General features: G+C 71.3%; 9 protein-coding genes. 6 read left to right on the top strand and 3 right to left on the bottom strand.

Annotation, left to right across the window (positions count from 1 at the left end; genetic code table 11):
* Positions 1 to 249 precede the first annotated feature (249 nt).
* The gene (locus VFZ20_RS25960) at positions 250 to 753 is read left to right on the top strand and encodes a YajQ family cyclic di-GMP-binding protein (RefSeq protein ID WP_329686874.1); all 504 of its coding nucleotides are present in this window, start codon (positions 250 to 252) and stop codon (positions 751 to 753) included.
* 61 nt (positions 754 to 814) lie between these two features.
* Here VFZ20_RS25960 and VFZ20_RS25955 read toward each other — a convergent pair whose 3' ends face one another.
* A complete protein-coding gene (locus VFZ20_RS25955) occupies positions 815 to 1,057 on the bottom strand; it encodes a hypothetical protein (RefSeq protein WP_329686873.1) in 243 nt (80 codons plus the stop codon).
* Between the two features lie 199 nt (positions 1,058 to 1,256).
* Positions 1,257 to 1,421 carry a hypothetical protein gene (locus VFZ20_RS25950; RefSeq protein ID WP_329686872.1) on the bottom strand — a complete coding sequence of 55 codons (165 nt, stop codon included), beginning with the start codon at positions 1,419 to 1,421 and terminating at the stop codon, positions 1,257 to 1,259.
* Between the two features lie 23 nt (positions 1,422 to 1,444).
* Here VFZ20_RS25950 and hemL point away from each other — a divergent pair, with 23 nt between their 5' ends.
* The 5 genes from hemL to VFZ20_RS25925 all read left to right on the top strand — a co-directional run bounded on the left by hemL (position 1,445) and on the right by VFZ20_RS25925 (position 6,824).
* The gene (hemL, locus tag VFZ20_RS25945; protein ID WP_329686871.1) at positions 1,445 to 2,761 is read left to right on the top strand and encodes a glutamate-1-semialdehyde 2,1-aminomutase; all 1,317 of its coding nucleotides are present in this window, start codon (positions 1,445 to 1,447) and stop codon (positions 2,759 to 2,761) included.
* Positions 2,706 to 4,118, top strand: a complete 1,413-nt coding sequence (locus VFZ20_RS25940) for a SpoIID/LytB domain-containing protein (RefSeq protein ID WP_329686870.1) — start codon at positions 2,706 to 2,708, stop codon at positions 4,116 to 4,118. The genes hemL and VFZ20_RS25940 overlap by 56 nt, the downstream gene beginning before the upstream one ends.
* A gap of 477 nt (positions 4,119 to 4,595) precedes the next feature.
* Positions 4,596 to 5,306 carry a hypothetical protein gene (locus VFZ20_RS25935; protein ID WP_329686869.1) on the top strand — a complete coding sequence of 237 codons (711 nt, stop codon included), beginning with the start codon at positions 4,596 to 4,598 and terminating at the stop codon, positions 5,304 to 5,306.
* The gene (locus VFZ20_RS25930; protein WP_329686868.1) at positions 5,306 to 6,313 is read left to right on the top strand and encodes a Gfo/Idh/MocA family oxidoreductase; all 1,008 of its coding nucleotides are present in this window, start codon (positions 5,306 to 5,308) and stop codon (positions 6,311 to 6,313) included. Before VFZ20_RS25935 ends, VFZ20_RS25930 begins: the two co-directional genes overlap by 1 nt.
* 76 nt (positions 6,314 to 6,389) lie before the next feature.
* Entirely contained in the window at positions 6,390 to 6,824 is a 435-nt protein-coding gene (locus VFZ20_RS25925) for a ferritin-like domain-containing protein (protein WP_329686867.1), read from the top strand.
* 96 nt (positions 6,825 to 6,920) lie between these two features.
* Here VFZ20_RS25925 and VFZ20_RS25920 read toward each other — a convergent pair.
* The coding region (locus tag VFZ20_RS25920) for a hypothetical protein (protein ID WP_329686866.1) at positions 6,921 to 7,108 on the bottom strand (188 nt) is incomplete at its 5' end.

Raw genomic sequence — 7,108 nt, 5'->3', positions numbered from 1 at the left:
CGCGCATCAACCCCGCGCAGGCCGAGCTCATCGCCCGGCTGGAGGCGCTGCTCGAGGGCGACTGAGGAACACCAACAGATTGTCTCACGCAGAGGGAGCAGAGGCAGCAGAGTACTTCATCGCGCGGTGAAGTACTCTGCTGCCTCTGCTCCCTCTGCGTGAAATGCAGTTCCGGGTTGCCGCGCGCGGGGCCGGCCGCCTACATTGGGCCGGGAGATTGGAAACTGCTACGCATCAGAATCTGAAATCATGGCCAAGACCTCCACGTTCGACATCACCTCCAGCGTTGACCTGCAGGAGGTGGACAACGCCGTGAACCAGGCGCACAAGGAAGTTGCCCAGCGATACGACTTCAAGGGCGCCACGATCGAGATCGAGTTCAGCAAGAAGGACGGCACGCTCAAGCTGCTGGCCGACGACGAGTACAAGCTCACGGCCCTCGTCGACATCATCCAGAGCAAGCTCATCAAGCGCGGCGTGCCCATCCGCAACCTGGACTACGGCGAGGTGGAGCAGGCGTTCGGGGGCAAGGCGCGGCAGACCATCACCCTGGTGCAGAGCATCAGCACCGAAAAGGGCAAGGAGATCGTCAAGTCCATCAAGGAAGCGGGCTTCAAGAAGGTCAACGCCCAAATCCAGGACGAGCAGGTGCGCGTCACCAGCCCGTCCATCGACGAGCTGCAGGCCGTGATCGCCCACCTCAAGAAGCAGGACTTCGGGCTGGAGCTCACGTTCGGCAACTTTCGCTCGTAACGCGGAACGCCTCCGCCGCCCGGCTGGGCGGCGGAGGCGTTCTCGTTGGCGCCCGGGTGCGTCAGTTCACGCCCTCGGTGTTGTCGCCCTGCGCGGCATCGCGGGCCGCGGCGGAATCGTGCCGGGCGGCGTCCTGCATCTCCTCGCGCGCGTCGGCCGTGTCACCCTGCGCCGCCTCCTGCGCGGCTTCCTGGCGGGCGTCCGCGGCCTCGTCGGCGTGGTCTTCGGCGTTGTCGTTGCACGCGGCGGTGCCGGTCGCCAGCATGGCGCCCAGCAGCAGGGCCCAGAAGCGCTTGCTCATCATCCGAGTCTCCATCGTCGGGGTACAGGGGGACAGCGTGGATGGAGCCCGCACAAGGCAAAAGCGCGGCCACCGCGCCAGCCCCGGGCCGGATGGTGAACAGCGGCGCCGTTTTTCGGCATGCTGTGACGCACGGCGATGCGGAGGGCACCCGCGCGCCGCTCCCGCGTACCAGGGACGGCGGCACGGGGGCGCGGCGGATTCAGTCGATGCCGTCGGTGCTGTCGCCCTCGGCCGCGTCGTCGCTGCTGCTGCGCTGCTGCTCGGCCTGCTCCCGGGGAGACTCGTTGGCGTCGTCCTCCTCGTTGTCGCACGCGGCGGCCGTAAGGACGAGCGCCGCCAGCAGGGCCATGAAACGCCTGGACATCCGCATCTCCATCGCTGGGTAGAATGACCGATACCGATCACGCGGGGCAGGGCAAGACGTCTGCCAGCCGCGACCTGTTCCGCCGCGCCTGCGGCATCATCCCCGGCGGCGTGAACTCGCCCGTGCGGGCGTTTCGCGCCGTGGGCGGCGAGCCGTTCTTCGTGCAGCGCGCGGCCGGCTCGCGCCTGTGGGACGCCGACGGCAACGAGTACATCGACTACGTGCTGTCGTGGGGCCCCATGATCCTGGGCCACGCGCACCCCGCCGTCGTCCACGCCGTGGCCGACGCCGCCACCCGCGGCACGTCGTACGGCGCGCCCACGGCGGCGGAGGTGGAGCTGGCCGAGGCCGTGCAGGGCTTCTTTCCCTCCATGCAGCGGCTGCGCTTCGTCAACAGCGGCACGGAGGCGACCATGAGCGCCGTGCGCCTGGCGCGCGGCTTCACGGGGCGCGAGCTCATCCTCAAGTTCGAGGGGTGCTACCACGGCCACGGCGACAGCTTTCTCGTCAAGGCCGGCTCCGGCGTGGCGACCCTGGGCCTGCCCAACTCGCCCGGCGTCCCGGCGGAGCTGTCGAAGCTCACGCTGACGGCGCCGTTCAACGACCTCGAGGCGGTGGAGACGATCTTCCGCGCCCATCCGGGAAAGATTGCCTGCGTGATCCTGGAGCCGGTCGTGGGCAACGCGGGCTTCATCCCCCCGGACGACGGATTCCTGCAGGCGCTGCGGCGGATCACCGAGGCGGATGGCGCGCTGCTGGTGTTCGACGAGGTGATGACGGGCTTTCGCGTGGCGCCGGGCGGCGCGCAGGAGCGCTTCGGCATCGTCCCGGACCTGACGACGCTGGGCAAGGTGATCGGCGGCGGGCTGCCCGTGGGCGCGTACGGCGGCCGGGCGGACGTGATGGACTGGATCGCGCCCGTGGGCCCCGTCTACCAGGCGGGCACCCTTTCCGGCAACCCGCTGGCCATGGCGGCCGGCCTGGCGCAGCTGCGCATCCTGCGCGACGAGAACCCGTATCCCGAGCTGGAGCGCAGGACGGCGCGGCTCGTGGACGGGCTGCTGGAGATCGGCCGGGAGCGGGGCGTGCCGATGACGGGCGGGAGCCTGGGGTCCATGTGGGGCGTGTTCCTTGCGGCGGGCCCGGTACGCAGCTTCGAGGACGCCAAGGCATCGGACGTGGAGACGTTCCGGCGCTTTTACCACGCCCTGCTGCGGCGTGGGGTGTTCTTCGCGCCCTCGGCGTTCGAAGCGGGCTTCATGTCCACCGCCCACACCGACCAGGATGTCGAAGCAACCCTTTCCCGCGCCCGTGAAGCACTTGCCGAAGCACGTCCGTAGCCTGGCCGCGCTGGCCCTGGCGCTGGCCGGGGCCTGCGCGCCGCGCGGGGCCCGCGTGCCCACGGTGCCCGTCGTCGTCATCCGCGACACGGTCGTCACCAACCGGCCGCCTGCCACGCCGCGCGACACGATGGTCATCGGCCCCTCGCAGCCGTCGCGGCCCGCGGGGCCCGCGGCCAACGCGACCCCCGTGAGCGTGGGGCTCATCATCGACACGAGCCGGGTGGAGATCACCTCCGCGGGCGACTTCACGGTCCACATGGAGGACGGGCGGGAGGTGGGCCGGGCGCGCGGCGGGCAGACGGTGGAGTTCCGGGACGAGGGCTCCACCATCAGCGTCGCGTCGCGCGGCGGGGCGCCGGGCAGCGCCATGCAGCGGCCGTCCGGGATGGGCGCCGCGGGGCTGCGGCCGCCGCTGCTCGTCCGCTCCGTGGACGGCGGCACGCTCACCCTGCGGGGGCAGCCGTACCGCGGCGAGCTGCGCATTCAGCAGGCGCCCGGCGGCGGGCTGACGGTGGTGAACCGGCTGGACATGGAGACGTACCTGCAGGGCGTGGTACCGCGGGAGATCGGCCGGTTCGACCTGGACATCTACGAGGCCATCAAGGCGCAGGCGGTGGCGGCGCGGACGTACGCGTACACCTACCTGGGCCGGCGCGCGGAGCAGGGCTTCGACGTCTACGCCACGGTGGAGGACCAGGTGTACGGCGGCGCCGGGGCGGAGAACGAGACGGTGAACCGCGCCGTGCGTGAAACTTCGGGCGAGATCCTGGCCTACAACGGGCGGCCCATCACGGCGTACTACCACTCCACCTGCGCGGGGCAGACGGCCGCCATAGACGAGGTGTGGAACAACGCGCCCGTGCCGTACCTGGTCTCCGTGCGCGACGTGGATGCCGGCGGGCAGGCGTACGACCGCAGCAGCAGCCGCTTCAGCTGGACGGTGCGGTGGACGCACGACCAGCTGGTGGGCATCCTGAACCGCACGCTGGCGGACTCGCTGCGGGGCCGGCGCATCTCGCGCATCGAGGACATGCGCATCCTGGAGCGCACGCCGTCGGACCGGGTGCGGGCCATGCGCATCCAGACGGACGCGGGCACCTTCACCGTGGGCAAGGACCGCGTGCGGTGGATTTTGCGCCCCACGGCGGAGACCACGCTCAACAGCAGCAAGTTCGACATCCAGCTGTCGCGCGGCGGCGGGCGGATCACGGAGGTCGTGGCGAACGGCGGCGGCTGGGGGCACGGCATCGGGATGTGCCAGGTGGGCGCCATGGGCCGCGCCCGCGCCGGCCAGGACTACCGGACGATCCTGCGCACGTACTATCCCGGGACGGTGATCCAGGCGCTGTACTGAAACGGCGGAGTGCGTGGGTGCGGAAGTGCGAAAGTGCGAAAGTAACGGCCGCACGGAGGAGCCCTCACCCGCTCGCTGTCGCTCGCACCCTCTCCCGCAAACTGCGCGGGAGAGGGTGTACACCCCGGTTCCTGCACGGGGGCGGATTCCGCGCATGGTCGTTCTCCCCTCTCCGCGAGGAACGAGCGGGGAGGGGCCGGGGGAGGGGCGGGCCGCTGCCGGCGAGGGCCGTCCCATTCCGCACTGAACGCTGTCACCTCCCCCGCGCAGCGGGGGAGGTCGCGAGTCGACGAGCGGGTGGGGCCGTGCGCGACGGACTCCGCCTCCGTGCAAGACGCAGTTCTCCCTTCCCTCATGCAGTTTATGGGGGAAGGGTCGGGGATGGGGGGCGCTCCGCCCGTGCGGCGAACTTCGCCTCCACGCACGAAGCCTGATCATCCCCCGATCCGCTTGATCCATCACCCTGACCGATCCACGATGCCTCGATTCTCCCGTTCCACCGCCGGCCTCGCCGCCGCGCTCCTGGCCGCGCTCGCGGGCCCGGCGCGGGCGGCCGCGCAGGACATGGCGGACTACGACTACGAGAACCTCGTCCTGAGCGGCGTGGGCGTGCACGTGGCGGAGATCTTTCCGTCGCGCTCCGAGCCCACGCTGGGCCTGAACGTGCGCGTGGACCTGGGCCTGCTGGGCCCCAACGTGCGCATCACCCCCGGCCTCACCTTCTGGTCCACCCGGCTGCGCGACGGCGAGGTGCAGCGCATGGAGGACCGCATCGAGGCCGCCTGCGAACGCGGCGGCGTGCCCTGCCCGGGCATCGACCTGGGCGAGGTGGAGATCAGCGACATGTCCCTGGACGTGGACGCCCACTTTTTGTGGGCCACGGACTACGTCGTGGAGCCGTACGCCGGCGCCGGCGTGTCGCTGCACCTGCTGAACGGCCGCGGCGACTTCATCGACGACACGTTCGTGGAGGAACTGCTGGACGCCATCGCCCCGGGGCTGAACCTGGTGGGCGGGCTGGAGGTGCCCGTGGCGGAGAACCTGCGCGTGCTGGGCGAGGCCCGCGGCGTGCTCACGGGCAACGTGCGCTACATCAGCCTGAGCGTGGGGGGCGCCTGGCGCTTTCCCCCGCGGCTGCAGCGGCCCGTGATGCCGCCGCCGCCGCCCCCTTCCACGGGAGGTCGCTGATGGCCACGGTACGTCCGCCCGTCCGCGTGGCCGTGCTGGGCGCGGGGAGCATCGCCCAGATCGTGCACCTGCCCATCCTCACCCGCATGCGCGGCGTGCAGGTGGCCGCCATCGCCGACCGCGACGCGCACACGGCGCGCACCATCGCCAAGCGGTTCGAGGTGCCCACGGTCACCACGAGCTTCGAGGAGGTGCTGACGGACGACGTGGACGCCGTCGTCGTCTGCACGCCCAGCAACCGCCACGAGGACCACGTGCGCGCCGCCCTGCGCGCCGGCAAGCACGTGCTGTGCGAAAAGCCCCTGGCCCTCACCCCCGAGGGCGTGGCGTCGCTGCTGGAGGAGCCCGGCGCCGAGGACCGGCTGGTGGTCGCCATGAACCAGCGCTACCGGCCCGACGCCGTGGCCCTGCGCCAGTTCGTGAGCGGCGGCGAGCTGGGCGACGTGTACTACCTGCGCACGGGGTGGCTCAACCGCTACCGCCCCCGCGGCCGCACCTGGCGCGAGCGCAAGGCCACGGCCGGCGGCGGCGCCCTGATGGACCTGGGGCTGCAGATGCTGGACCTGGCCCTGTGGACGCTGGGCTACCCCGTGCCGGAGCGCGTGTCGGCGCACATGTACCAGCGCCCGGGCAGCGAGGTGGAGGAAGCCGCCATGCTCGTGGTGGGGCTGGAAGGCAACCGCGTGGTGAACCTGGAGTGCACGTGGAGCCTGCTGGCCCAGCGCGACCGGCAGTACCTCAACCTGATGGGCAGCGGGGGCAGCGGGTCGCTGTCGCCCCTGGCCGTGTTCAAGGACATGCCCGCCGGGCTGGTGGACGTGACGCCCCAGGTGCCCGCCACCCGCGAGAACCTGTTCACGGCCAGCTACCGCAACGAGCTGGCGCAGTTCGTCGAGGCCGTGCGGGGCGACCGCGTGGTGCAGTCGCCGCGCGAGCACCTGGTGCTCATGCGGCTGGTGGAGGCGGCGTACCGCTCCGCGCAGGAGCGCCGCGAGATCGTGCTGTAGGGGCCGGCGCGTTTCTTGACGGCGGGTGCGGCCCATCGACTGCGGGACCAACCGACCGACGGAAAGGGACAGGACGATGGCGGACGTGAAGGAGCTGATCGACGGGATGAACGAGGACCTCGCGGCCGAGTATCAGGCCGTGGTGATGTATCGCACCTACGCCGCGCTGGTGACGGGGCCGTGGCGCCAGGAGCTGCGGGGCTTCTTCGAGGGCGAGATCCCGGACGAGCTGGGCCACGCGGCCTTCCTGGCCGACAAGATCGTGGCGCTGGGCGGCGTGCCCACCACGGAGGTCAAGCCCGTGCCCATCCCCCGCAGCAACCGCGAGATGCTGGAGAACGCGCTGCAGGCCGAGGTGGACACCATCGAGCGCTACACCAAGCGCATCGAGCAGGCCGAGGCCCTGGGCGAGGTGAGCGTCAAGGTCAAGCTGGAGGACCTGATCGTGGACGAGAGCCAGCACCGCGACGACATCCGCCGCATGCTGATGGACTGGAAGGAAGCCACCTGACCCTCCGTCCGCCTCGGCGGACGAGGGACGACGGACGGAGGATGGACGACGGGCGGTCCCGGCTGCGTGCCGGGACCGCCCGTTCGCGTCCGCGGATCAGCGCCGGGACAGCAGCCAGCGCGCCTCCTGCCGGGCCCCGCGGACCACGGCCCGGCCCAGCAGCGCCACGGGCGAGCCGGCGCTGAACGCGTGGGCGATGGCGTACAGCGCCCGCGGCGGGAACGCGGGCGTGTTGGCGATGGCGTAGATGGGCTCCCACGCGTCCGGCCGCAGCTTGGCCTTGA

Origin of the sequence: Longimicrobium sp., from assembly GCF_036280135.1 — a bacterium.
GTDB lineage: Bacteria > Gemmatimonadota > Gemmatimonadetes > Longimicrobiales > Longimicrobiaceae > Longimicrobium.
Note: the sequence above shows the minus strand (reverse complement) of the source record. Positions and strands in the feature narration are given on the sequence as shown.

Coding starts and splice junctions, on each gene's coding strand:
- VFZ20_RS25960 (WP_329686874.1), top strand. CDS start 250: ATGGCCAAGACCTCCACGTTCGACATCACCTCCAGCGTTGACCTGCAG.
- VFZ20_RS25955 (WP_329686873.1), bottom strand. CDS start 1,057: ATGATGAGCAAGCGCTTCTGGGCCCTGCTGCTGGGCGCCATGCTGGCG.
- VFZ20_RS25950 (WP_329686872.1), bottom strand. CDS start 1,421: ATGTCCAGGCGTTTCATGGCCCTGCTGGCGGCGCTCGTCCTTACGGCC.
- hemL (WP_329686871.1), top strand. CDS start 1,445: ATGACCGATACCGATCACGCGGGGCAGGGCAAGACGTCTGCCAGCCGC.
- VFZ20_RS25940 (WP_329686870.1), top strand. CDS start 2,706: ATGTCGAAGCAACCCTTTCCCGCGCCCGTGAAGCACTTGCCGAAGCAC.
- VFZ20_RS25935 (WP_329686869.1), top strand. CDS start 4,596: ATGCCTCGATTCTCCCGTTCCACCGCCGGCCTCGCCGCCGCGCTCCTG.
- VFZ20_RS25930 (WP_329686868.1), top strand. CDS start 5,306: ATGGCCACGGTACGTCCGCCCGTCCGCGTGGCCGTGCTGGGCGCGGGG.
- VFZ20_RS25925 (WP_329686867.1), top strand. CDS start 6,390: ATGGCGGACGTGAAGGAGCTGATCGACGGGATGAACGAGGACCTCGCG.